Here is a 23,560-nt window from a genome sequence, read left to right as displayed (position 1 = left end):
CGGTCTCGGCACGCCGGGCCGGAGGACGCGCGGTGCCGCGGTGCCCGGCCGGTCCGGGGAGGGCCGCGCGTGAGCGCCGAGCGTGACGTCGACGTGCTCGTCGTCGGCGCCGGCCCCGCCGGACTCGCCGCCGCCGCCCGGCTGGCCCTCGCCGGCGCCGGCCGGGTCGAGGTGCTGGACCGGGAGCAGCGGGCCGGGGGAACACCCCGGCACTGCGCCCACGGCGGCTACGGCACGCCGCTGCACCCCCTCACCGGCCCCGCGTACGCCCGCGCCCTCGTGACCGCCGCCGAGCGTGCCGGAGCCGTCGTACGCACCGGGGTGACGGCCCTGGACTGGGCCGGGCCCCTGGCCCTGGACACCGTCGGCCCGCACGGGCCGCAGACGCTCCGCGCCCGGGCGGTCGTCCTGGCCACCGGCGCCCGCGAACGGCCCCGCGCCGCCCGGCTCGTGCCCGGCACCCGCCCGGCCGGGGTGTACACCACTGGGGAACTCCAGCAGACCGTGCACCTGTACGGCCGGCCCGTCGGCACCCGCGCGGTGGTGGTCGGCGCGGAGGACGTCTCCTACGCCGCCGCCGACACCGTACGGGCCGCCGGAGCCCGGGTCGTCGCGATGGTCACCGACCTGCCCCGCCCGCAGACCGCGCCCGCCCGCGCCCTCGGCGCCCGTCTGCGCCACGGCGTCCCGCTCCTCACCGGTACCACGGTCATCGAACTCCTCGGCCACGGGCGGCTGTCGGGCGTGCGGGTCCGCCACCGTGACGGCCGGACGGCCGTGCTGCCCTGCGACACCGTCGTGTTCACCGGCGACTTCGTGCCCGACCACGAACTGGCCCGGCGCGGCGGACTCACCCTCGACACCGGCACCCGCGGCCCGGCCGTCGACGGTTCGCTGCACACCTCACGCCCAGGCGTGTTCGCCGCCGGCAGCGTCCTGCACGCCGTGGAGAGCGCGGCCACGGCGGCCCGCGAGGGCGTCCACGTGGCCGGCGCCGTCCTGGACACGCTCGCCGGAGCCGCACCGCCCGACGGCGTCCCCCTGCTCGTGGAGCCGCCGCTGCGCTGGATCGCCCCGAACCGCGTCACTGCGGCCGACCGTCTGCCGTACGTCCTGCGCACCGCGGTCCCGCTGTCCCGCCCGGTCCTGCGGATCACCCAGGACGGCCGTCTCCTGCACCGGGCACGCCTGTCACCGGGTACGGTCCTGCCGAACCGCACCCTGACCCTGACGGCCCGCTGGACCGGACGCGTGGACCCGCAGGGCGGGCCGGTGCGGGTCACGGTCCGGTCCGGGGCGGTGGTCAGATGACCTTCAGCCGGACCGGGGCGGCCAGTGTCAGCGCTCCTGGGACCAGGGGGAGCCACACGCTGGTGATCGGGTAGGCGAGACGGCGGCCGTGGCGCGTCCGGTCGGGCCACCTGCCGCCACGGGGGCCACCAAGGGCGGGCCGGTGCGGGTCACGGTCCGGTCCGGGGCGGTGGTCAGATGACCTTCAGCCGGACCAGGGCGGCCAGTGTCAGCGCTCCTGGGACCAGGGGGAGCCACACGGTGATGATCCGGTAGGCGAGGACCACGGCCGTGGCGACCGCGGCCGGGCCGCCCGCCGCCACCAGGGCCACCACCAGCGCCGCCTCCACGGAACCGATCCCGCCCGGCGTGGGCACCAGCGCGACGGCGACCGTCGCCGCCAGATACGCGAGCGCCATGTGCGCGGGCGGCACCGGCAGCCCCAGCGACATCCCCACCGCGACCAGGCCGGCCGCCTGCAACGCGGGAAAGGCGAGCGAGCCGCCCCACAGGGCGAACGCCCGGGCGGGCCGGGCGTGCACCGAGCGCGCCTCGCCCAGCGCGGTCCGCAGGAAGGAGAACGCGGCCGTCCGCAGCCGTCGTACGCAGCCGAGCACGCCCACGGCGACGACGAGCACGGCGGCGACGGCGGCCGGCAGCAGCGGGCCGACCGCCCCGTCGGGCAGCAGGGCGCCGAGGCGCAGCGCGCCGGGGAGGACGACGAGCAGCGCGGCCAGCAGACCCAGCCGGCCGACCGTCTCGGCCAGCAGGTACAGCGCGAGCGCCGCGGACGAGCGGGCGAGCGGAAGTCCGCACACCGTCATGAACCGCAGGTTGACCGCGCTCGCGCCCAGGCCGGTCGGCAGCAGGTGGTTGGCCGCGCCCGCCGCGAACTGGGTGGCCAGCAGCCGCCCTTTGGGCAGCGGCTCGACGACGGCACCCTGCCGGGTCGTGGCGGCCGCCACCCAGGTCAGGCACGTGGTACCGACCGCGGCGGCCAGCCAGGGCCACTCGGCGTTCCGCAGCTGGCCGAAGCCCTCGGCGAGCACCGACCGGTGCCGGACCGCGACGACGGTGACGAGCAGGAGCGGAAGGAGGCACAGGATCTGACGCAGCCGCCGGGCTGGGACGCGACGGGGGAGTCGTCCCTCGGGGAGGCCGGTGAGACCGGTGAGGTGGGGAAGCTCAGGGATCTCGGGGATTTCGGGGACGTGTACCGCTGTCACAGTGGAAGAGGTTGTCCGCCCCGCGCCAACTGCGGGTTGCGGAAGCGGGGACAGGGTCTTACGTACGGTCATCGGATCCCTCGGACGAGCGGTCAGCGGAAGGACGTTGACCTCAATCTTGCTTGAGGTTCTACGGTTCCTCTCATGAGCATGGAGACCACGGCCTGGACACAGCTGCACAGTGTCATGAACGCCGAGCAGGAGCGACGCCCCCTGGCCCGCGCGACGCTGCGCCGCATCGGCGCCTTCGCCCGACCGCACCGCCGCCGCATCGCGCGGTTCGTGGCCCTCGGGGTGGTGACCGCGCTGCTCGCGGTCGCGACCCCCGTCCTCGCCGGACGCGTCGTCAACGCGATCGTGTCGGGCGACGACGAGGGCACGGTCGTGCGCCTCGCCCTCCTCATCGCGCTGATCGCGGTGGCGGAGGCGGCGCTCGGCATCCTCGGCAGACGGCTGTCGGCGACGCTCGGGGAGGGGCTCATCCTCGATCTGCGGACCGCTGTGTTCGATCATGTGCAGCGCATGCCGGTCGCGTTCTTCACACGCACTCGTACGGGAGCGCTCGTCTCCCGACTCAACAACGACGTCATCGGAGCCCAGCGGGCCTTCAGCAACACCCTGTCCGGAGTGGTCAGCAACCTGGTCACCCTGATTCTCACCCTCGTCGTCATGCTGACGCTCTCCTGGCAGATCACCCTGCTCGCGCTGGCGCTGCTGCCGGTGTTCGTCATCCCGGCCCGGCGCATGGGCACCCGCATGGCCCGCATGCAGCGGGAGGCGGCGACGCTCAACGCGGCGATGGGCACCCGGATGACCGAACGCTTCTCCGCGCCCGGCGCCACCCTGGTCAAGCTGTTCGGCCGGCCCGAGCAGGAGTCCGAGGAGTTCGCGGAACGCGCCCGCCGGGTGCGCGACATCGGCGTCCGGACGGCCATGGCCCAGTCCGTGTTCATCACCGCCCTGACCCTCGTGTCGGCCCTGGCGCTGGCCCTCGTCTACGGCCTCGGCGGCTGGTTCGCCCTGCGCGGCACCCTCGACGCCGGTGCCGTGGTGGCCCTCGCGCTGCTCCTGACCCGCCTGTACGCCCCGCTCACCGCCCTCGCCGGCGCCCGGGTCGAGGTGATGAGCGCCCTGGTCAGCTTCGAGCGGGTCTTCGAGGTACTCGACCTCAAGCCCCTCATCGAGGAGAAGCCGGACGCCCGCGAGGTCCCCGACGGCCCGCTCTCCGTCGAGTTCGACGACGTCCGCTTCGGCTACCCCTCCGCCGACAAGGTCTCCCTCGCCTCCCTGGAGGAGGTGGCCTCCCTCGACACCCGGGGCGGCGCGGAGGTCCTGCACGGCGTCTCGTTCCGTGCCGAACCCGGGCAGACGATCGCCCTCGTCGGCTCGTCCGGCGCCGGCAAGTCGACGGTCGCGCAACTGCTCCCGCGCCTGTACGACGTCGACGAAGGTGCCGTCCGCGTCGGCGGCGTCGACGTCCGCGACCTGAGCGCCCGCTCGCTGCGCGGCACCGTCGGCATGGTCACCCAGGACGGCCACCTCTTCCACGACAGCGTCCGCGCGAACCTCCTGCTGGCCCGGCCCACGGCGACCGAGGCCGAGCTGTGGGACGCGCTGCGCCGCTCCCGCCTGGACGCTCTCGTAGAGTCCCTGCCCGACGGCCTCGACACCGTGGTCGGCGAACGCGGATACCGCCTCTCCGGCGGCGAACGCCAGCGCATGACCATCGCCCGGCTGCTGCTGGCCCGTCAGCGCGTCGTCATCCTCGACGAGGCCACCGCCCACCTGGACAACACCTCCGAGGCGGCCGTCCAGGAAGCGCTCACCGAAGCCCTGGAGGGCCGGACGGCGGTAGTGATCGCCCACCGGCTGTCCACCGTGCGCTCCGCGGACCTGATCCTGGTCGTCGAGGCCGGCCGCATCGCGGAACGCGGCACCCACGAGGAACTGCTGGCACGCGACGGCCGCTACGCCGAGCTCCACCGCACGCAGTTCGCCCGGCGGGCGGACGAGGTGCCGGGGACCGTCGCGGCGTAGCGGGACGGGCGGGATCAAGTGCCCCGTCGTCGCGGGGAGGAACTCCGCGGCTGTCGCCGTCGGCCGCCCCTCCCCGCGGCCCCGCGTTCCTTCCCGTGCGGCCAGATCCTGCCGGGGAACCACCCGGTGGACGACGCCTCGGTCAAGGGTTCCCGCCTCCTCGGTGCTGCGCGCGGCCGGCGGCACCCGGCTGCCGTGAGCGGCCTGAGCACACCGGGGGCTGTTTTGCCGGAGATTTCCGGATGAGGGCCACCGCGAGCCGCGGCGGGGAAGACTGGCGGCGTGTCAGAGATACGAACAGCTGTGGACCGGGTGCTGGTGCGCTGCGAGGCGGCGTGGACACCGGCCGTCGAGCGGCATGTGACCGGAGCCGGCGAGGACCCGGAGAGCTGGCTGCCGTCGGCGGCCGGGCTGCTGCGCGCCTCCTGGAACGAGGGCGGCCGGGACTGCGCGGTGGCCGCGGTGGCCGTCCTGGAGTACGCGCTCGACGTAGGGGAGAAGCGGGATCCGCGGCGGCCCCGCTGGGTGCTGCACCTGTGGCTGGCCGAGCGCACGCTGGCACTGCGGTTCGAGGACCACCGGCTGTCGGACGACGTCCACCACTACCTCGCCGCCCAGACCCAGGGCCGGCCGGCGGACGCTTCGGTGGCGGTCGCGGCGACCTACCCGGAGGAGCCCCCGCCCCGCCACTTCGAGCCGCCCCGGCCGTCACATCCGCACGCCGTACGGCTGGCCGAAGGGCTCCCGGCCGACGACCTGGTCCGGCCCTGTCTGCTGGCCCGGCTGGCGCAGTCCGCGCTCTTCCGCCTGGAGTCGGGCGACATGTCCGCGCTCGCGGACGCCGGGCGGTGGGCCGACGCGGCGTTCGCCGGTATCACCGCCGACCACCTGGAGGCCGGCCTCGTCAGCTCCACCACCGTCCACGCGACGCTCGCACGCTTCCGCGACCGGCCGAGCGACACACGGGGCGTACAACTGGCGCTCACGGCCGGCCGGTCGGCGCTGCGGGCGGTCGAGCACTCCCGGCGCCACGGCGTCCGCCCGGTCGGCGGCGAGGCGGCCTCGGCGCATCTCTCGTTCTCCCTCGCCCTCACCGCGTCTCTGATGCTCCATCTGGACGGGGAAGTGGTCGACGAGGCCATCGCCCAGCTGGAAGCGTTCCGCGCCTGCGCGCCGCCCGACGACAACGGGACCTACGCCGGGAACATGCCGGCGCTGCTGTGCGCGCGGGCCCTCCTCACCGGGTCGCACGCCGACCTGCGGCGCTCGGACGAGCTGTGGGCCGCGCTCCAGCGGGACCTGCCGCCGGACCACCCCCTGCTGCCGCACATCGCGGACAAGCGCACCGCGTGCGCCAAGATGGAGCAGATGCTCAGACGGCTGCCACGCGGCGCCTCACTGGTCAAGTTCGTGGGCCCGATGCTGGGACCGATGCTGGGCCCGCTGCTGAGCGGGGTGCAGCTGCCGCCCATCCGGATGTACGTCCCGCCGGGCCGCCCCGGCGTGCGCTCGCCCGGCCCCGGCCCGGAGGATTTCGCACCCTTCACCGGCGTCCCCCGGCCCGCCCAGGCGGACGCCGGACCTGGTCGCACCGGGGGCGTCACCTTCGTATGGCCGCCCGGGCCGCCCGCGGACGCGGGGCCTGCCGAGCCGGCCTCCGCGGCGGACCTCGACGGGCTGCCGCCGGACGCCGCGGCCGTGCGGGGCGCCCTGCTGGGCGCGGGGGTGAGCGATCCGCGCCGGCTGGCCCTGGCGGTGGACCAGTTGCAGGCCGTGCTGGCCGGGCCGCTGCCCGACGGGCGGCGCGGCTTCGCCGCCGCCGTCCTCGTGCAGCTGATGGCCGCGCAGTTCACCTTCAGCGAGGACCCGAGGGACCTGGAGCGGGTCGTGCGGTGCGGGGACGAGCAGCTGGCCCTGCTGCCGCCCACGAGTCCGCGGTACGTCGAGCTGCTGTGCGCGGTGGAGATGCACCGGCACGACCACGGGACACTGCACCAGGACGAGGCGACGGTCGCCCGGGCGTGCGACGCGCTGGCCTGGGCGGCCGGCCGGATGCCGGAGATGTCGGCGAGCTGGCTCGGTTGTGCCATCCCCTACGCGCAGGCCCTGGCCACCGTCTCCTGGCTGCGCCGGGACGTGACCGGCACCCAGGAGGCGGTACGGCTCGTCGAATTGGCGGCGCGGAGTCTCGAAGCCCTGCCGGGCCGGCCGGAGTACTCGCCCGAGCTGGCCGAAGTGCGCGAGCAGCTTCGTCCCGCCCTGGCCGCCGTCACCGAACTGGTCCGCCGCGCCCACGACGACGTCACCTGGCACCGCTACGGCGACGAGGAGTCCGTCTCCTGGGATCCGGCCGCCGACCGGGTGCTGCCGCCCCGGGCCCGGTTCGAGAACGCGCGCACCGCGCTCGGCGGGGCGGTGGAGCGCCGGGACTGGGCCCTGGCCACCGATGCCGCCGAGGCCGCGCTGGAAGCGCTGCCGCTGATGGTGTCCCAGGCACTGCACCGCGACGACCGCCAGGCCGTTCTGCGCATCGCGCTGCTCGGCCGCCGCTATCCGGCCCCGGCCGGCCCCCGCCGCACCGCCGACCTCCCGGACCGGCTCGCCGGGACGAGCCTGGCCCGCACCGCGTGCGCGGTGGCCCTCGCCGCAGGCCGCACGGAGCAGGCCGCGGCGCTGCTGGAGCAGGGGCGTGCGGTGCTGATGGGGCAGGATCTCCAGGCCCGCAGCGACGTCTCCGACCTGGCCGCGGTCCATCCGCACGCGGCCCGCGAGTTCACCGCCCTGGCCCGTCGGCTGCGGGAGACGGAGACGGCGGAGGCGGCGGGGGCGCCGGACGACGGGCCGGACAGCCGGCGGCGGCACGTGGCGGGCGCGGCGGACGGGCCCGGCGAGGCCGCGCGGATCCGGCACCAGCACGCGGTGGCCGAGGAGTGGCAGCGGCTGCTGGCCCGGATCAGGGGGCTCGACGGGTTCGAGCGTTTCCTGTTGCCGCCGAGCGCCGAGCAGATGCGGCGCGAGGCGGAACAGGGGCCGATCGTCCTGATCAACATCGACCGGCTGCGCTCCGATGCCCTCGTCGTGACGGCCCAGGGCATCCGGCTCGTGCACCTCGATGCCACCGAGGGGCGGCTCGCGCACACCGCGCGGCGGTTCCTCACGGCGGTCTCGGCGGGCGCGGGCGAGTCGCGCGCCCGGCGCAAGGAAGCCGCCGAGACCGTGTTCGACACCCTCGAATGGCTCTGGGACACCATCGCGGAACCCGTGCTCGCGGCGGCCGGCCTGACCCGGCCGATCCCCGAGGGCACCCCGCGCGGTGCGGTGCCCAGGCTGTGGTGGTCGGCGTCCGGGCCGCTGGCCCATCTGCCGCTGCACGCCGCAGGTCATCATCGGGCGGCCGCGCTCGGCGACGGGCGCTCGGTGCTGGACCGGGTCGCTTCCTCGTACACGCCGAGCATCAGGGCGCTGCGGCACGCCCGGCAGGCCCCGGCGGCGGGCCCGAGCGCCGGGCCCTTCCTGGCGGTGCGCCGGCCCACCGGCGCCGACGGGCGGGAGGGCGCGTCCGTGGCGGAGGTGGCGGCGATGGCCCGCACCCTGGGCGGACTGCGGACCGTGCAGGGTGCCGACGCGACGGTCCAACGGGTGCTCACGGAGCTGTCGTCGGCGGCCACCGTGCACTTCGCGTGTCACGGCCTCAGCGACGCCGAGGACCCGTCCAGAAGCCATCTGGAACTCGCCGACGGGCGGCTCGGGGTGCTGGACGTGGCCCGCGGACACTTGCCGCATGCCCAGCTCGCCGTCCTGCTGGCCTGCCACACCACCCGCACCGACCGCCTCCCCGACGAGGCCGTCCATCTGACGTCGGCGTTCCAGACGGCGGGCTATCCGCAGGTGGTGGGGGCGCTGTGGGAGTCGACGGATCTGGTGTCGGTACGGCTGACGGAACGCCTGTATCGCACCCTGCGGACGTTCGGCGGCGGTCTCGACGTCACCGACACCGCGCGGGCCGTGCACGGGATCGTACGGGAGCTGCGGGCGCGGCATGCCGGGTCGCCGCGGGTATGGGCGCCGTACGTCCACACGGGGCGCTGACGGGTGACGACGGGTGAGCGGAAGGACGACGGCGTGAGCACATCGGACAGGGCGGCCTCGATCGACCGGGAGACGGCCGGCGCGGCGTGTCTGGCGCTGGGGCTGATGCTGGAGGAGTGGTGGCTGCCGCCCCGGGAGTGGGAGGAGATCGCCGGGCTGCTCGACGAGCTGTGGGCGGCGGTCGCCGCGGTGGACGCGGCGGCGGTGGACGCGCTGACCGGTGAGCTGGAGGAACTGTCGGGCAGCCGGGTCGGCCGTATCGAGCGCGCCCAGGACGGGAGGTCGCGGGAGGACGGCGGCGAGAAGGTGCCGCTGCCCGAGCCGTACCGGGAGCGCGTCGTCGCCCTCGTGCACGCCCTCGACCCGGACTCCGCGCCCGGCGGCCCGCGGCCCGCGCCTTCCGAGCGGACCTGACGGCCGGCCGATGCTGTCGGTGGCCGCCAACGTCGCGATCGGTCTGCTGACCAGCCTCGTCGCTCTCGGTCTGACCTCGTTGTGGCAGCGGGGACGGCGGAACAGGGCGCTGAACCGCAAGGCCGCCTTCTTCGGCACCCGGCCGGGCGGTCACTGTGTGATCGTCGTCGGCACCAGACGCGGGCAGCCGGGCACGACCCAGCATCGGGATCTGCGGGCGGTCGTCGAACTGGCCGTGCTGCTCAGCGACCTGGGCTGCCGGGTGAGCGTGGAGTCCGGCGAGCTGCGCGGCAGCAACGACGACCGTACCGAGTTCTGTGTCGGCGGGCCGATCGGCGGATCCAATCCGCGCACCGGCGGGCATCTCGCGGCCCATCTGCCCGGGGTGACGATCACTCCGTTCAGTGACCGCCCCGATTCGGTGGCGATCACGGTCGGCGGGGAGCGCTACTCCTTCGACCGGGGGCACCAGGAGTACGCGGTGGTCGCCAAGTTCACACCGTCGGAGTCGAGCCGGCCGGTCGTGCTGGTGTGCGGGCAGAGCTCGGTGGCGAACCAGGCGGCGGTCCACTTCCTGCGGCGCGAGTACGCGCAGGTGGCCCGGTCGGTGGCGTCGGTGGACCGGTACTGCCTGCTGGTGAAGGTCTCCCACATCGGCGTCTACTCGTTCCACCGGTCGGTGCTCGAACGGGATGTGTCGGCGGAGGCGTTCGCGGCCGTCGGCTGAGCACCCGGAGGGAAGGCCCGGACACGGCGACGAGCACCCGGTCCCCTGTGCCGGGTGCTCGTCGGGCCCTCGAGGGCGCGGGCCGCCCGGTGGGCCCGTTCAGACCCCCGGACACTCCATGGCCGGATCGACGGCCGTCAGCGCGCCAGCGCGTCAGCACGTCGGCGTACCGGCGCGTCGGCGTACCGGCGGATCTCGCGGTGCGCCTCCCTGCCGAAGGGCCCGAGGCCGCGGCCGGCACCGAGCCTGATCTCGGGGTGCGTGCCCCGGTGCCGATGCGGGCGCGCCGGAGCCGGGTGCCACCTGTCTAACAAGGCCCGGAGTCGCACTCAACGGTTCTCCGGCGAACCGGACGATCTCCGGAGAACCGGGACGTCCGGCGGGCAGGCTCGGTTCTCCGGCGAACCGGACGATCTCCGGAGAACCGGGACGTCCGGCGGGCAGGCTCGCGAGACCGGGACGATTCGCCCGGCCGTATGCCAGACTCGGCGGCAACGCCGGTGCGAAGAAGAGGGGTTGCGCACGATGGGGCGTCCGCAGAAGGAGATCGTCCTGGACGGGTCACCGGTCCGTCTCTTCGCGTACTGGCTCCGGGACCTGCGCGGATCGGCCGGACTCACCCTGGATCAGCTGGCCCGCCGCACCGGGTACGGCAGGACGACCGTCAGCGACGCCATGCGCGGCGAGCACCATCCCACCCGTCCGGTCACCCTGGCGATCGTCGGCGCCTGCGGGGGCGACGTGCGGCGATGGGGCGAGTACTGGGCGCAGGTGCGCCGGGCCCTGGACCCCGACTGTCCGGACGGTCCGGCCGGGGTGACCCCGCCGCCCTGGGGACCGGCGGACCGCACGACCGGGGCGCACGCCGAGCGGTGCCCGGAGCACTGCGCGCGCACCGAGCCGCACGGCTGGTACACCGAGTCCGTGTCCACCCGGCTGAGGCTGGACACCCCGACTCCACAGGCGCTGGAGCGCCGGGTCGTGGTCGCGACCTGCGACGGGCTGGCCCGGATACCGGTCGGGGTCAGCGTGCCCCGGCGCGCCGGTGACAGCAGGCGCGGGCACGGGTTGCAGATCTCCGTCGTCCAGGGGGGACGGCTGGAGGGCGGCGGACCGCAGTACGAGAGCTACTTCGAGCGGTTCCTGGTGCTGCCCGCGCCGCTGAAGGCCGGGACGCGGCACGTGTACGAGGTGCGGCTGCGCATCCCGCCGGATCAGCCGATGGCACCGCACTTCGTGCACGTGCCGCTGACCCGCAGCGAGCACTTCCGGCTGCGGGTCCGCTTCGACCGGGCGAGGCCGCCGCGCACGGTGTGGCGGCTGGCCGGGGTGCCCACTGCCGTGATCTACCAGCAGGACCCGGGCACGCCGGCCCTGCGCCCGGACGAACAGGGGCTGGTGCACGTCGAGTTCGGGGCGATGAAGGTGGGCTACGGCTACGGGCTGTGCTGGCTGGAGGCGGGCACCGCAGGGTAGTCCGCCGCCGGAGTACGCAGCCTGGCGCGGACCGGCTCGGCGTCGGGATGGTGCAGGTCCTCGAAGAGCGCGAGGGCTCCCTCCCACAGGGCGCGCGCGTCCTCGCCCCGGCCGAGTGCCGCGTGGGCGTCCCCGAGGTGCTCCAGAGCCCGGGCCTCGTGGTAGAGGTCGCCCAGGGCCCGGTCGAGGTCCAGGGAGACCTCGTAATGGCCGATCGCGGCGGCGGGCCGGCCGAGCCCCAGTTCCGCGCGGCCCATGCCGATCAGGATGCCCGCCTGTCCGTCGAGGTGGCCGAGCCGGGTGTAGAGGTCCAGGGCCCGGCGTGCCCGGTCGAGGGCGACGGCGTGCTCTCCGAGCCGTTCCCACTGCTGGGCCACGGAAGTGAGGCCGTCGGCGAGCGCGAGCGGGTCCTTGGTGCGCTCCGCCATGGCGAGGGCGAGCCGGGCGTGCGGCAGTGCCCTGCGGGGGTCGCCGCAGGAGCTGTACACCCGGACCAGGGAGAGCCGTACCTCCCGCACGCCTTCCTCGTCGGCCAGGTCGCGGCAGGTGCGCAGGGTCTCGTACAGCAGGTCGAGCGCCTCCCTCGTGCGGTTCAGGCGGGAGAGGGCGTCGGCGAGCCGGCGGGTGGCGGTGGCCCGGGCGGCACGGTCCCCGGCCCGGCCTGCGGCGTCGCGGGCCAGTGCGTGCACGGCGGCCCGTTGGGCGCGGCGGCCGGAGCGGCGCAGATGGACGGCGCAGGCGTCGGCCAGCCGCCAGGCGTACGGCTCCAGGCCGGGGGTGGCGGCGGCCAGGGCGATGACGGCCTGGAGCGCGGACAGTTCCGCCTCGAACCAGCCGGTCGCCGCGGCGTGGCCGTCGATCGGCGGCTGCGCCGCGGTGGGTCTCGGCGCCCCACCGGGTGCCGGGCGCCACGGTTCGAGGTGATGGTCGGCCAGGCGCGCGGTGTCCAGGTAGTGCCGCAGCAGCCGTTCGGTGCCGTCCCGGCGCTCCCGCGGCAGGCCGTCGAGGAGTTCTGCCGCGTAGAGCCGGAGCAGGTCGTGGAGGGTGTAGCGGCCGGGGGTGTGCTGGCGGACGAGGTGGGCGGCGGTGAGGGTGTCGAGGAGAGCGGTGGGCGGTTCCGTGGCGCCGATGAGGCCCGCGCAGGCTGTGGCGTCGATCTCGGGCCCGGGGTGACAGCCCAGGAGCCGGAAGAGACGGGCGGCGGGCGGCGGCAGTAGCGCGTACGAACCGTGGAAGACGGTCCGCAGGTCGACATCCGCGTCGTGCACCCCGAACAGGTCCAACGGCGCTCGGGAGCGCCGCAGTTCGCGGACCCAGGCGCCGACCGAACCGGCGGGGGCGGCGGCCGTGCGGGCGGCGGCCACGCTCAGCGCGAGCGGCAGCCGGGCGCACAGGTCGACCAGCTCGTCGGCCTCGTGCGGCTCCAGGGCGAGCCGCTCGGCGCCCATCTGCCGCTCCAGGAGGGTGCGGGCGTCATGGCGGGGCAGCACGTCGAGGGCTATGCGCTGGGCGCCCTCGCGTACGACGAGGCCGTCCAGCCGGTTGCGGCTGGTGACGACGGCGACGGAACCGGGAGCGGTGGGCAGCAACGGCCGTACCTGGTCGGCGGAGCGGGCGTTGTCCAGGACCAGCAGCACCCGGCGGCCGGCCAGCAGGGTGCGCAGCAGTCCGGAGGCCACGGCGGTGTCGGCGGGGACGGCGGCGGGGGTGACGCCGAGGGCCTGGAGGAAGCCGTGCAGGGCCTCGCCGGGGTCCGTGACCGCCTCGTCGCCGAAGCCCCGCAGATCGACGTAGAGCTGCCCGTCCGGGAAGCGGGCCTGCGCCCGGTGCGCCCAGTGCAGGGCGAGCGCGGTCTTGCCGACGCCCGCGGTGCCCTCGACGACGGCGACGGCAGCCCTGCCCGTGGCGGGGTCGTCGGCCGGGCTCTGCAACGCGTCCAGCCGGGCGAGTTCGGCGTCCCGCCCGACGAACACGGAATGCGACAGGGGGAGTTGCCGGGGAGTACGGAAAGTGCCGGGCGACTGGCGGGCGTAGGCGCGGGCGGCGGTGGGACGCAGTCGCCGGGCGGCGTCGGCCTCGTCCCGCAGGGTGGCGAGCCGGCCCGCCTCGGGTCCGGGGACGTCCAGCGCGGCGAGGAGCGCGTCGAGGACTTGGGTACCGGGCAGGGTGGTGCCGTTGAGATAGGCGTACAGGCTGCTGGTGGAGACGTTGAGACGTCTGGCGAGCTCTCGGCGGTCCGGTGTCCTGCCGAACCGTTTCTCGGCCTGCACGACAGCGCGGGTCAGTTCGACCGCCAGCCGCTGCCCCAGCGCCTTCGCGTCCTGGCCGGGCGGCCAGGGGACTTCGCCCACCACCGTTCCTCCCCGGGGACGTTCGCGAGTCCGCACCGTGCGGATCCAGACGATTCCAGTGTGTTCCAGGACCGGGGGCGGCCGGACGGATCCGCGTGTTTGCCTGCGGATTCCACCCCGAGGGGATATCGGCCCTCGGCCGGCCGCAGAGGAGGACACCCGTGCAGACCCACTGAACGCCGCGCCGCACCCCGGCCCCGGCCCTCCGCGTCCACCTGCGGGACACGGGGGCCCGGTCGCGGGTCGGAGGGTTTCGGAGTGCTGCGGCGGGGCCGGCGGTCGCGAGGGGCGGAGGCGGGTCAGCGGTGCCCCCCGACCGGGAGAGGGGTCAGGCGGTCACGTCGGAACGGATGCAGTCGAGCACGGTGGTGGCGGCCGTGGCCCAGGTGTAACGGGCGGCCATCACCTCGCGGAGTTCCGCGGCGTCGCGGAACGCGGCCTCCGGGTTGCGTACGACGGCGTGGATGGCCTGGGTCCAGGTCCGGACGTCGGCCTTGCGGCTGCCCCGCGTGGCCCCCACGTCCACCACGGCCCGAGCCGCGACCGGCGACCGCTGAGCGCGCAACAGCATGCCCAGCCCGCTGCGGCCGCTGACCAGGACGGGCACCCCGCAGGCGATCGCCTCCGCGCCGGCCAAGCCGAACGCCTCCGCCCGGGAGGGCATCAGGACCAGACTGGCCCGCGCGAGGTCGTTCTTGATCCGCCGGGGATCGGCGGAGTAGCGGCGGGGAATGACGTCCACGTCGGGGTTGGCGACCCACTTCTCCACCCGAGCCGCCAACGCCGCGGACTCGTCGTCGGGGACCCCCCGTACGAGCAGGTGCCACGACCCGGGCTCCGCCGTCTTCGAGCTCGCCTTTCCCAGCGCCCGGGCCGCGATGTCCAGCCCCTTCAGATCGGCGTCCTCCAGGCGGCCCAGCAGCAGGATCTGGGGGATCTCCCCCGGCCGGGGCGGAGACACCGGGGTCCCGCCGTCGAAGCCCGGGTCGACGCGCACGGGTGCGGCCAGGTCCTGGTACTCGGGTGTACGCAGATGGGGCCACAGGGCCCGCTCCAGCCGGGGGCCGACCGGTACCGGGTGCAGCGCGCCCCGGCAGAGCCGGAGTTCCTGGTCCGTACGGTCCTCGGCGCGAGCCGCCAGGTCCCCCTCGGCGTGCGGCTTGTGGGCTTCGGCCTGGTCCGGTTCGACGTGCAGGAAGTGCAGCCGCCCGGCGTTCTTGAAATAGCGCTCGACCAGCGCCTTGGCGGCCGATCCTGTGACCCTGCCGTGCCCGAGGACGAGGTCGGGCACGAACCCGTCGGCGAACACCGGCGGCACCGACAGCGCCGCGTCCCTGCTGAGCCCCGGGCGAGCGACTTCGATCAGCCGCACCCCGTCCTCGGCCGCGTCCGCGCGCTCCTCGGGAGTCGCGGCCTCGACCATGACACGGACGTCAGCCTTCTCCCGGGCGAGCGCGACGCACAGTCTGCTGTTGAACGTGCTCAGGCCGCCGCGCGCCGGGAACCACTCGTCGGCGACGACCAGCACCCGCACCGGCCGGCCCGGCTCCCGCCGGGGGCCCCGCAGCGGATCACCGATCCCGGCCCGCTCCAGCAGCGCGAGAATGCCGTTCAGCCACCAGAGGAAGGACGAGGCGAACCGCCGGTCGTCCGCCGCCACGGTCCCGCCGTCGAGGCCCGACGCTTCCAGGGCCTGCCGGGCGTTCTCCCAGATGCCGTCCACCGAGTCCCGGATGAAGTGCGCTTCGGCCGTCGAGGGCAGTTCCCGGTCCATGCGGCCGTCGGGCCGCCGCACCACGGCCAGCGGTCCCGTCGTCCCCGCGTCCCTGGCTTCCGCCAGCCGGCGATACGTCCTGTGCTGGTAGCGGATCGCCGTCATGTGCATCAGGTAGCGGACGAAGTGCGGCATCTCCGGGCGGCGGTCGTCGGACCACGCCCAGGCACCGAGCCGCGCGTCCGCGCCGACCCGCCCCAGCATCCGCAACAGCCGCCGCTGCGACTCGTCGCCGCCCTCCTGCTCCGTCAGGTCGACGTCCCCGGGTGTCTCCTCCGGCAGCTTCCCCAACTCCAGTGTCACCGCGCCCAGATGGCATGCCCCGAGCAGCCCCACGACCGTCTCCAGCCGCTCGCGCAACCCGGACCACTCCCGGCCCGGACCGGCGCCGAGCAGGACCGACAGATTGAGGATCTCCCGGTGCCGGCGCAGGATCGCCTGGTCGAGCCGGTCGGCGGACTGCACGCCCGCCACCACGACCGAGCCGTGCACGGGCGGGGCGGGCAGGACGTCCGGCACCCGGACCGGCAGCGTGGCGTACAACTCCCGGTCGGCGTGCTGCAGTTCCTGAAAGCGTCCCCACATCGCCCGCAGGGACGCCACTCCCTCCTCGGCACGTGTGCCGTCCAGGGAGACGAAGACGTGGACCGCCACCTCCTGCTCCGTGACCTGACGGAACGTCACTTCCCGCTCCGCTGCCTTCCTTTTGGGCACGTGCGGTACACCCCCGCCTCGCGTCGCCACTCCCGGCGTTCTCACTACAGTTGAGTCCCCGCAGTCTAGGGCGGTTCCCCCCGGAACCGGCAGGGACGCGGTGTTGCTCACCCGGGCCCGCGAGTCGCCCGAGGCCGTCTCCACCTGGCGGCTTCCGCCGGCCGCCTGGACGCGTCCGCCCGCGCGGCCGAGGCGCCGGCGGCGGCGTACGACGCCGGTCTCGCCCGGCGCGTCGAGCAGCTGCGCGACGCGCTCGACCGGCTGGACAGGCTGGACCTGACGAGGTGATCACCTCACCTCCGCGTTCGTGCGGCCGGCCCACTGTGGCGGGTACCGGACGCCGTCGCCGAGACGACGGCCCGCGTGTTCTACGACGCCCCGGACGCCCCGGACGCCCTGCACACGGTCCGCGACGAACCGGCCGTCGTGCTGGCCCGTGGGACGCGGCTGGTCCGCGTCCACTACGGCGACGCCCCGGCGGCCTGGGCGGCCCGTCACCACGTCGGCAGTGAGAACCCTGGGGTCTGCGACAGCGCCCCGGGCGGTGCCGCAGGGGAGTGGCCCCGGTCTCGCTCGAACGTGACGGAGATCTCGGTGCGCCTCGCAGAGGCCGGTCCCTAAGCTGATCCCGCTTGTCAGCCGTGGTTCACCGACTCCTCCGTGAACGGAGGCCGCGGGTCCTGGCCGGCCGGGCGTCAGCCAAGCGGCGGTGCCAGCCGGAAAGGAGCCACCGCAGGCTGAAGGAACAGCCCTTGACCTGCAAAAACGCAGGCAGGGAGCCTAGGTCCTGGAGTACTTTCATGCTGCGTACCATGTTCAAGTCCAAGATCCACCGCGCCACCGTCACCCAGGCCGACCTGCACTACGTGGGATCGGTGACCATCGACGCGGAGCTGCTCGACGCCGCCGATCTGCTGCCCGGTGAGCTTGTGCACATCGTCGACATCACCAATGGCGCCCGGCTGGAGACGTACGTCATCGAGGGCGAGCGCGGTTCCGGGGTCGTCGGGATCAACGGGGCCGCCGCCCATCTGGTGCATCCCGGGGATCTGGTGATCATCATCAGTTACGCTCAGATGTCCGACGCCGAGGCGCGGGCGTTCGCACCCCGGGTCGTGCACGTGGACCGTGACAACCGTGTCGTGGCGCTGGGGGCCGACCCGTCCGAGCCGGTGCCGGGTTCGGACCAGAAGCGCAGCCCGCAGGCCGTCGTGGCCTGACCCCGACTTCGGACCAGGAAGCCTGCCCATGAGCGACATGGAGATCCGCGACGACCGGACGGCGGGCCGTCTGGAGGCGATCGCCGGTGGTGAAGTCGTCGGCCGCGTCGAGTACTTCGTCCTGGAGTCGCCCGCGTCCGCGCTCGTCCCCGTCCACACGATCGTCGAGCCGGCCCACGAGGGAAAGGGCATCGCGGGCTCCCTGGCCCGCGAGCTGTACGCCCTCGCGCAGCGCGAGGGAACCGTCGTCGCCCCGCTGTGCCCGTACGTCGTCAAGTGGGCCGAACGCCACCCCGACGAAGCTCCGGCGGCCGACCCCGAGCTGCTGCGCGCGGCCAAGAAGTGGCTGGCGGCGCACCCGGGACGGTTCTGAGCCACCACCGCGAACCCCCAGGAGCCCGCCTCGCCGGTGCGCGGGGAGCGTCGAGGGCGAGGTGCTGAATCCCTGAAGACGGAGAACCGCCGGTCGGCCGCCCCCTCGGAGCGGGCGGGTCTCGCCCCGGCGCCCGGGCCGTGCTGCGCACCGCTCCGAGCCGGGCGTACCGGTGGCGCGAGCGGATCGCCCACGTGTGGACCGCCCGCGTGCGGACCGCCCGATGGCGTCGGCATACACGGCATGCAGTCTGGTGAACCCCTCGGAACGATGCGTCACTTCGGAGTGTCCGGAGCATGGCGGCCGGACGCAGGGGCCGTGGGTCGGGCAGGCCGCACCCCGGGCGGGCCGGCCGGGCCAGACGCTTCACGCGGAGGAGTGAGTGGTGGCGCCGCTGCCGGGTAGGCGGGGGAGTAGTCCAGAGCCGATGTCGACGACTGGCCGGAGGACACCATGACGAACCCGTATTCGGATCCCGTGCACCCGGGACCCGGGCCGGTCCCCACACCGGGACCGGATCCGCAGCCCCCGCAGCCGTACCCCGACCCGGTACCGAACCCCACTCCACCCCCCGGTCCGGACCCGGTTCCCGGCCCGGACCCGACGCCTGGCCCGGCCCCGACCCCGGGTCCCGAGCCGTCCCCGGTCCCGCCGTCCCCCTCCCCCGTCCCCCCGGGACCGGAGCCGGTGCCGAGCCCGGAACCGGGACCTCCGCTCACCTGAAACGACCGCGGTGGGCGGCGGAACGACGCCGTCCACCGCAACGCCCGAGGGGCTGCCCGCACACCCCCCATCCACTGGTCCCTACTCCGACACCTCCGACCGGTCTCCGCCCCACAGCGTGTGGAACGACCCCTCCCGGTCGGTCCGCCGGTAGGTGTGCGCGCCGAAGAAGTCCCGCTGTCCCTGTGTCAGCGCGGCGGGCAGCCGCTCCGCGCGCAGGGCGTCGTAGTAGGCGAGGGCCGCGGCGAAGCCCGGAGTCGGGACGCCCTGGCGGGTCGCGGCGACGAGGACCTCGCGCCAGTCGTCCTGGGCGTCCGCGATCTCCTGGGCGAACGTGTCGTCGGACAGCAGGCTCGGCAGGTCGGCGCGGGTGTCGTAGGCCGCGCGGATGCGGTCCAGGAAGGCCGCGCGGATGATGCAGCCGCCGCGCCAGATCGCCGAGACGGCACCCAGGTCGATGTCCCAGCCGTACTCCTCGCTGCCCCCGGCGACCTCGTGGAAGCCCTGGGTGTAGGACACGATCTTCGACGCGTACAGCGCCTGCTCGACCCGGTCGGCGAAGGCGCCCGCCTCGGACTCGCTCAGCGGAGAGGCCTTCGGACCGGCCAGCCCGCGTGACGCCTCGCGCAGCGACGCGTGCCCGGACAGCGAGCGCGCGAACACCGCCTCCGCGATGCCGGAGACCGGGACGCCGAGGTCGAGGGCGATCTGGACGGTCCAGCGGCCGGTGCCCTTCTGCTCGGCCTGGTCCACCACCACGTCCACGAACGGCTTGCCGGTGGCGGCGTCCACGTGGGACAGCACCTCGGCCGTGATCTCGATCAGGTAGGAGTCCAGGCGGCCGGTGTTCCAGGTGCGGAAGATGTCGGCGATCTGGGCGGGCTCGTACCCGGCGACATCGCGCAGCAGCTGGTACGCCTCGCCGATCAGCTGCATGTCGGCGTACTCGATGCCGTTGTGCACCATCTTCACGAAGTGCCCGGCGCCGTCGGGACCGACGTGCGTCACGCACGGCGACCCGTCCGCGGCCTTCGCGGAGATCTTCTCCAGCATCGGGCCGAGCGAGTCGTACGACTCCTTCGGCCCGCCCGGCATGATGCTCGGCCCGTGCAGCGCGCCCTCCTCGCCGCCCGAGACGCCCATGCCGACGAAGTGGATGCCCTGCTCGCGCAGGTCGCGCTCGCGTCGCCGGGTGTCCGCGAAGTGCGCGTTGCCGCCGTCGATGATCATGTCGCCGGGCTCCAGCAGCGGGGCGAACTCCTCGATCACCGCGTCGGTGGGGTCACCGGCCTTCACCATGATGACCAGTCGGCGGGGCCGCTCCAGCGCGGCCACGAACTCCTTGGCGGTCTCGGCCGCGATGAAGTCGCCCTCGCTGCCGAACTCCTCGACCAGGGCGTGCGTACGCGACGCCGTCCGGTTGTGCAGCGCGACCGTGTAGCCGTTGCGGGCGAAGTTGCGGGCGAGGTTGCGGCCCATGACCGCGAGTCCCGTGACGCCGATCTGGGCTGATGTGCTCATGCGGTTGGCTCCTAAAGGATCCGGTTTTCGGGGGAATGCCGGTCGTGCCCGCCAGTCTGCCCCACTGACCATGGTGTCGTGCCGGCACACCGGCCCCGCGTCCGGGGCCGTTCGGTGTACCGCTCGCGCAGGCAGATACGCACGGAAGGCCCCTCCTTCCTCAGCCGGCGTCCAACTGACGTCCGTTCCCGGTCGCTTGCACCGCAGCGCGGCCGATTGCCGTCTTGTCATGGCCTGTTCGCAGCGCTTACTTTTGCCCCTCCTGACGCATGTCGAGGGGGCTTTCCATGGCCGTACGCGGCCGGCACCGCCGGTATCAGCCGAACAGGATCAACCGCGCCTCACTGACCGTCACGGCGGGTGGCGCCGGTATGGCGATCCCGCTGATCGGCACCGGCGTGGCCCACGCCGCCGACGTGGACACGTGGAACAAGGTCGCCGCGTGCGAGTCGACCAGCAACTGGAGCATCAACACCGGCAACGGCTACTACGGCGGGCTGCAGTTCAGCCGGTCCACCTGGGAGGCGTACGGCGGCACGCGGTACGCGCCCCGTGCGGATCTGGCCACCAAGGACCAGCAGATCGCCGTGGCGGAGAAGGTGCTGGACGGCCAGGGGCCGAACGCCTGGCCGGTGTGCTCGGACCGGGCCGGGCTGACCCGGGGCGGGGGCACCCCGGACATCCGGCCCGCCGGCGGCACCGGGACCGCGGAGAAGGCCGCCAGGAAGACGGGCGGCACCTCCGTCCGGGACGTCCGGCCGCAGACCACGCCCCAGTCCCGGGCCGGGACGGCCGAGATGTACACGGTGGTGCGCGGCGACTCGCTCTCCGCCATCGCGGACGCCCAGCGCGTCCGGGGCGGCTGGGAGGGGCTGTACACGGCCAACCGGACGACCATCGGTGCGGACCCCGACCTGATCGTGCCGGGGCAGCGGCTGAAGCTGGACTCCCAGGGCACCGCCACCACGGCGACCCGGAGCACCGGTACGTCCACCGGGAAGAAGACCTCGTCGAACCCCCAGGACACCGACTCCGAGGACACCGCGGAGAAGGCCACCAAGAGCCGTTCCCTGGTCGCGCCGGTCAGCGCCGGAGCGGGCACGCCCTACCGCAAGGCCGGGTCGTCCTGGTCGAAGGGCTACCACACCGGCGTCGACTTCCCGGTGCCCACCGGTACGTCCGTGAAGGCGGTCGGTGCGGGCAAGGTCGTCAGCGCCGGATGGGAGGGTTCCTTCGGCTACCAGGTGGTGATCCGGCACTCCGACGGCCGCTACAGCCAGTACGCCCACCTGTCGGCGATCTCCGTGAAGAGCGGTCAGACGGTGGGCGGCGGCCAGCGCATCGGCCGCTCGGGCTCCACCGGCAACAGCTCGGGCCCGCATCTGCACTTCGAGGTGCGGACGGGGCCCGGCTTCGGCACGGACATCGACCCGGTGGCCTACCTGCGGGCCGGCGGCGTCAGGATGTGACGCGGGTGCGGTGCCGGTCCAGGAGGGGCAGCGGAACGTAGGGGCCGCCGTAGAAGGGGCCGTAGAACAGGACCTCTTCGCGGATCGGCGGCGACGGCTCCTGCCGGCCGCCGCCGTCCGGGACCGACGACGGGCCCGGGATGACCAAACCCTCCGGAGCGGTGAGCGGCGCGGGGAGCACGCTCTGCGCGCCGGCCGGTCCCGGGACGGGCAGACCGTCCGGGACCGCGGCCGGCGGGACACCGGGCATGCCCTGCCGTACACCCGCACCTGACGGGAGCACCTCCCGTGCACCCTGCGGGACGACCTCCCGTGCGGGCGAGGGGACGAGCACGCTCCTGCGCAGTGCGGCGACCTGCTGCTCGGGCAGCCGCGCGAGGAGTTCCCCGGCCAGTTCCCCCACGGGGACCGGTTCGGCGGCGGGCTCCGGCGTCGCCGCAAGGACCGGCGTGGCCGGGGCGGCCGCCTCCTCGGCGTGCGTGCGGGCGAGCCGCTCCGTGGTCAGCAGGATCAGGCCGCCCGCCGCGACCACACCGCAGCCCAGGGCGAGCAGGGTGCCCGTGGTGCCGTAGCGGAAGGTTTCGCCGAACATCGTGATGCCGACCGCGGCCGCCACCATCGGGTTGACGACCGTGAGCATGGCCAGCGGGGCCGCGAGACCGGCGCCCCGGTAGGAGGCCTGCGACAGCAGCATGCCGGCCGTGGCCAGCACGCCGATCACCGCCAGGGAGGGCACGTCGCCCGCCGAGACACCGCCGGTCCAGTCGACGGCGACCGTCTTGGTGAACACCGAGGACATGCCGAACGCGATGCCGGACGCGGTCGCGAGCAGGATGCTGCGGACCGCCGGGTGCCGGTGCGCGGCCCGGCCCGCGATCATCAGCGTGATCACCGCACCCGCGGTGACCACGGCGACGAGCACGCGCTGGGTGGTGTCCAGCGACTGCGCGTCGGACGCGCCGACCAGGGACAGCAGACCCGCCAGACCCACCGTCGCCATGATCGCGCCCCGCCACGCGGTCGCCCCGGCCCTGCGGCCCACGAACAACGCGGCCATGGGCAGGGCGAACACGATGGTCAGCGCGCCCAGCGGCTGCACCAGGCTCAGCGGGCCGTAGGCGAGCGCCACCACGTGCAGGAGTCCGCCGAGGCCGTTGAGAGCGACCGCCGCCCACCAGCCCGGTCGGCGCAGCGGCGCGTACTGTTCGTCGGGGGAGGACGCCGCGACCTGCTCCTGCACGATCGCTCCGGCCGCGTAGGCGACGGCGGAGACGAGCGACAGCAGCACGGACAACGCGAGGGCACTCATGAGTTGCTCCTCTGCGTGTGGCGGGGGCGGGCTGCCCGGCGCGACGAACGGTCGGCTTCCATAACCACTACGATCCCGCGAAAATTCCTCGCCGTCGTCGTCCCTGAGCAGGCAATGGGTCCTACTGCCGATGGAGTACGAAACGGACCCCGTCATCCCCAAGGTGGGTGACCCGGGGGCCGACCCCTACTGGTCGCAGCCCTCAGGGGGCTTGGTACTACTGCTCTTCGTGGACCTTGACCCCGACCTCGCCGCGCTGGGGCCGCTCGGCGGCTTCTTCGCCCTGCGCACGACCGGAACCCCGAGCCCGGCGCCGCCGACCCTCGCGCACGTCTACGGGAACACCTCGGCGCACACCGGCGAGAACGCCGCCCTGCACGTCCGGGTCCGCAAGGTGGCCGACGCGCTGCGCGCCCCGCAGACGCGGATCGCGGTCTCGGTGGCCCAGCAGGGTCTCGCGGCCCGCCTGTGGTCGGTGGCGCTCGGCTGTGCCGTCCTCTACGAGCAGGTGCCCGACCTCGACCCGCGGCTGCTGCGCTGGGACCCCGCGGGCAGCGCCCCCGACGACCTGTGGCTGTCCGCGGTTCGGCCCCTGCCCGCGAACGCCCGGACTCTCACGGACGTCGTCCTGCGCGCCCACCTCCAGCCGCTGACGGACACCCTGCACGCCCGCTACCGCGTCGCCGAGGGCCTGCTGTGGGGCAACGCGGCCTCCGCGCTGGCGGGCGCCGCCCGGCAGCTGGACGGGTGGGCGCGACGAGACGCCGGCCCTGAACGGCGCCACGCACTACCTGGAGCACCTGCTCTTCAAGGGCACGTCCCGCCGCAGCGCCCTGGACATCTCGTC

At 74.4% G+C, this 23,560-nt stretch carries 15 protein-coding genes and 2 pseudogenes; 12 read left to right on the top strand and 5 right to left on the bottom strand.

Features of this window, described 5'->3' with window-relative positions; translation table 11 throughout:
• The first annotated feature begins 69 nt into the window (after positions 1–69).
• On the top strand, positions 70–1,311 hold the full coding sequence (locus tag ACWD0J_RS27915) for an NAD(P)/FAD-dependent oxidoreductase (RefSeq protein ID WP_451498601.1): 1,242 nt from the start codon (positions 70–72) through the stop codon (positions 1,309–1,311).
• 173 nt (positions 1,312–1,484) lie between these two features.
• Here ACWD0J_RS27915 and ACWD0J_RS27910 read toward each other — a convergent pair whose 3' ends face one another.
• The gene (locus ACWD0J_RS27910; RefSeq protein ID WP_451498629.1) at positions 1,485–2,405 is read right to left on the bottom strand and encodes a lysylphosphatidylglycerol synthase transmembrane domain-containing protein; all 921 of its coding nucleotides are present in this window, start codon (positions 2,403–2,405) and stop codon (positions 1,485–1,487) included.
• Positions 2,406–2,666: 261 nt separating this feature from the next.
• On the opposite strand from ACWD0J_RS27910, the gene ACWD0J_RS27905 reads away from it, so the two are divergent.
• The 5 genes from ACWD0J_RS27905 (at position 2,667) to ACWD0J_RS27885 (ending at position 11,259) form a co-directional block, all read left to right on the top strand.
• Positions 2,667–4,553, top strand: coding sequence for an ABC transporter ATP-binding protein (locus tag ACWD0J_RS27905; protein WP_451498628.1), 1,887 nt, complete (start codon positions 2,667–2,669; stop codon positions 4,551–4,553).
• A 282-nt stretch (positions 4,554–4,835) separates the two neighbouring features.
• Positions 4,836–8,642, top strand: a complete 3,807-nt coding sequence (locus ACWD0J_RS27900; RefSeq protein WP_451498600.1) for a CHAT domain-containing protein — start codon at positions 4,836–4,838, stop codon at positions 8,640–8,642.
• Positions 8,643–8,675: 33 nt separating this feature from the next.
• Positions 8,676–9,056 (top strand): CATRA system-associated protein, encoded by a 381-nt coding sequence (locus ACWD0J_RS27895; protein WP_451498599.1) that lies wholly within the window; start codon positions 8,676–8,678, stop codon positions 9,054–9,056.
• A 10-nt stretch (positions 9,057–9,066) separates the two neighbouring features.
• Positions 9,067–9,783: a hypothetical protein gene (locus ACWD0J_RS27890; RefSeq protein WP_451498598.1), complete on the top strand. Its 717-nt coding sequence runs from the start codon at positions 9,067–9,069 to the stop codon at positions 9,781–9,783.
• Positions 9,784–10,308: 525 nt separating this feature from the next.
• A complete protein-coding gene (locus tag ACWD0J_RS27885; RefSeq protein WP_451498597.1) occupies positions 10,309–11,259 on the top strand; it encodes a helix-turn-helix domain-containing protein in 951 nt (316 codons plus the stop codon).
• Here the strand turns inward: ACWD0J_RS27885 and ACWD0J_RS27880 are convergent.
• Both ACWD0J_RS27880 and ACWD0J_RS27875 read right to left on the bottom strand, forming a co-directional pair.
• On the bottom strand, positions 11,220–13,610 hold the full coding sequence (locus ACWD0J_RS27880; protein WP_451498596.1) for an ATP-binding protein: 2,391 nt from the start codon (positions 13,608–13,610) through the stop codon (positions 11,220–11,222). The two genes, ACWD0J_RS27885 and ACWD0J_RS27880, sit on opposite strands and share 40 nt — an antisense overlap.
• Before the next feature lie 328 nt (positions 13,611–13,938).
• Positions 13,939–16,068: a CATRA conflict system CASPASE/TPR repeat-associated protein gene (locus tag ACWD0J_RS27875; protein WP_451498595.1), complete on the bottom strand. Its 2,130-nt coding sequence runs from the start codon at positions 16,066–16,068 to the stop codon at positions 13,939–13,941.
• Between the two features lie 393 nt (positions 16,069–16,461).
• Here ACWD0J_RS27875 and ACWD0J_RS27870 point away from each other — a divergent pair, with 393 nt between their 5' ends.
• The 3 genes from ACWD0J_RS27870 (at position 16,462) to ACWD0J_RS27860 (ending at position 17,691) form a co-directional block, all read left to right on the top strand.
• Positions 16,462–16,719, top strand: coding sequence for a hypothetical protein (locus ACWD0J_RS27870; RefSeq protein ID WP_451498594.1), 258 nt, complete (start codon positions 16,462–16,464; stop codon positions 16,717–16,719).
• A 179-nt stretch (positions 16,720–16,898) separates the two neighbouring features.
• Positions 16,899–17,318 (top strand): aspartate 1-decarboxylase, encoded by a 420-nt coding sequence (gene panD, locus ACWD0J_RS27865; RefSeq protein ID WP_451498593.1) that lies wholly within the window; start codon positions 16,899–16,901, stop codon positions 17,316–17,318.
• Between the two features lie 28 nt (positions 17,319–17,346).
• Entirely contained in the window at positions 17,347–17,691 is a 345-nt protein-coding gene (locus ACWD0J_RS27860) for a GNAT family N-acetyltransferase (protein WP_451498592.1), read from the top strand.
• Between the two features lie 804 nt (positions 17,692–18,495).
• Here the strand turns inward: ACWD0J_RS27860 and gndA are convergent.
• Entirely contained in the window at positions 18,496–19,935 is a 1,440-nt protein-coding gene (gene gndA, locus ACWD0J_RS27855) for an NADP-dependent phosphogluconate dehydrogenase (RefSeq protein WP_451498591.1), read from the bottom strand.
• A gap of 287 nt (positions 19,936–20,222) precedes the next feature.
• Between gndA and ACWD0J_RS27850 the strand changes: the two genes are divergently transcribed.
• Complete coding sequence (locus ACWD0J_RS27850; RefSeq protein WP_451498590.1) at positions 20,223–21,404, top strand: transglycosylase family protein; 1,182 nt, start codon at positions 20,223–20,225, stop codon at positions 21,402–21,404.
• Here the strand turns inward: ACWD0J_RS27850 and ACWD0J_RS27845 are convergent.
• Positions 21,394–22,713: a DMT family transporter gene (locus ACWD0J_RS27845; RefSeq protein WP_451498589.1), complete on the bottom strand. Its 1,320-nt coding sequence runs from the start codon at positions 22,711–22,713 to the stop codon at positions 21,394–21,396. The genes ACWD0J_RS27850 and ACWD0J_RS27845 overlap by 11 nt on opposite strands.
• A 211-nt stretch (positions 22,714–22,924) precedes the next feature.
• On the opposite strand from ACWD0J_RS27845, the pseudogene ACWD0J_RS27840 reads away from it, so the two are divergent.
• Together ACWD0J_RS27840 and ACWD0J_RS27835 are read left to right on the top strand one after the other, a co-directional pair.
• Positions 22,925–23,479, top strand: a pseudogene (locus ACWD0J_RS27840) (IucA/IucC family C-terminal-domain containing protein); the annotation flags it as partial.
• A pseudogene (locus ACWD0J_RS27835) lies at positions 23,457–23,560 on the top strand (insulinase family protein); the annotation flags it as partial. The pseudogenes ACWD0J_RS27840 and ACWD0J_RS27835, both read left to right, overlap by 23 nt.

Source organism: Streptomyces sp. NPDC003011 (assembly GCF_053591515.1).
This window is presented reverse-complemented; position numbering and strand designations above follow the sequence as displayed.